Origin of the sequence: Helicobacter sp. UBA3407 (genome assembly GCF_949747025.1) — a bacterium.
In the GTDB taxonomy this organism is placed as follows: Bacteria; Campylobacterota; Campylobacteria; order Campylobacterales; family Helicobacteraceae; genus Helicobacter_D; species Helicobacter_D ganmani.
This window is the reverse complement of record NZ_CATKCB010000145.1, coordinates 1-1,163: the sequence shown is the minus strand read 5'-3', so window position 1 is coordinate 1,163 and position 1,163 is coordinate 1. Positions and strand designations below refer to the sequence as shown.

The window sequence follows — 1,163 nt, the reverse complement described above, 5'->3', positions numbered from 1 at the left end:
GGCAAATATGCAAACGGTTACCCAACATTATGGTATGAGCCATATGGCGTTTATCGTCGTGCCTTTGGTGGGGGCGTTTTTTATTGACCTTGTGAATGCAATCGTGATTAGCGGAGTGCTAAAACTTCCATTTTTTTAGGATTCGCTTTTGCAAGATTTGCAATGCAAATCGTGGTGTGCATTTGCGCATAGCAAATTCACCTGCTTTAGCGCAAATCCATAATGACGGATAAGGGTAAATTCACAATGGAATCGCAAAGATTCTTTTGTATAATTGCGACAAAATTCACAAAAGGAAATAAATGCCAAAGAAGCAAAACCCCCAAGAATCCCTAACGCATTTGGGCAATGCAACAAAATACACTTTTGCCTACGATAAGAATCTTTTAGAAACTTTTGCCAATCAACACAAGGAGCGAGATTATTTTGTCAAGTTTAATTGCCCTGAATTTACAAGCCTTTGTCCCATTACAGGGCAGCCGGACTTTGCGACGATTTATATTTCGTATATCCCGGATAAAAAAATGCTAGAATCCAAATCGCTTAAACTCTATCTTTTTAGCTTCCGTAATCACGGAGGATTCCACGAGGATTGCGTGAATAGAATCTTAAAAGACTTGGTAGAATTGTTGCAGCCACGCTATCTTGAAGTGTGGGGGAAATTTTTGCCACGTGGAGGAATCAGCATTGACCCTTATGCAAACTATGGAATCCCAAAGACAAAATATCAAGAAATGGCAGAATATCGCTTACTACACCACGATTTATTGTTAGAAAAGGTGGATAATCGCTAAGATTTTCAACCTCTAGCCCACCTTTCTATAAAAGATTCTATTCACAGGATTAGATTTGCAAGGTGCGAGTGTGTTGCACAAAGCTTTTCGCCCGAACCCGCACAAATTTTTGCGGATTGCGCACTTTGTTTGTGTTATTTTTACAAGGAGAAAATACAATCATTTTACAATCTCATCAAGCGGTAAAATCGGGTGTGAGGGTGTAATGATAATTACATTTTGACAATAATTTATGCTATAATACCGCTTTGATTTTTTAAATAAGGGATATGAATGCAAATAATGCAAAAAACTATTTTGAATACAGCGATGATAGTGGGTTTAGCGAGTTTTGCCAATGCGGGATTTGAGGAAAATTTCACAAAAAGC

Annotated in this window: 2 protein-coding genes and 1 pseudogene; 2 read left to right on the top strand and 1 reads right to left on the bottom strand. The window is 38.2% G+C overall.

All coding sequences use genetic code 11. The features are described 5' to 3' along the window. A pseudogene (locus tag Q1553_RS05280) lies at nucleotides 1–139 on the top strand (sodium/glutamate symporter); the annotation flags it as partial. Here Q1553_RS05280 and Q1553_RS05275 read toward each other — a convergent pair. Then, nucleotides 136–309 carry a hypothetical protein gene (locus Q1553_RS05275; RefSeq protein WP_298495012.1) on the bottom strand — a complete coding sequence of 58 codons (174 nt, stop codon included), beginning with the start codon at nucleotides 307–309 and terminating at the stop codon, nucleotides 136–138. The pseudogene Q1553_RS05280 and the gene Q1553_RS05275 overlap by 4 nt on opposite strands. On the opposite strand from Q1553_RS05275, the gene queF reads away from it, so the two are divergent. After that, nucleotides 303–794, top strand: a complete 492-nt coding sequence (queF, locus tag Q1553_RS05270) for a preQ(1) synthase (protein WP_298495016.1) — start codon at nucleotides 303–305, stop codon at nucleotides 792–794. The two genes, Q1553_RS05275 and queF, sit on opposite strands and share 7 nt — an antisense overlap. The last annotated feature ends 369 nt before the right edge of the window (nucleotides 795–1,163 follow it).

What these genes read in the sequence shown, in the direction of transcription:
- queF (WP_298495016.1), top strand. Translation starts at nt 303, where the DNA reads ATGCCAAAGAAGCAAAACCCCCAAGAATCCCTAACGCATTTGGGCAAT.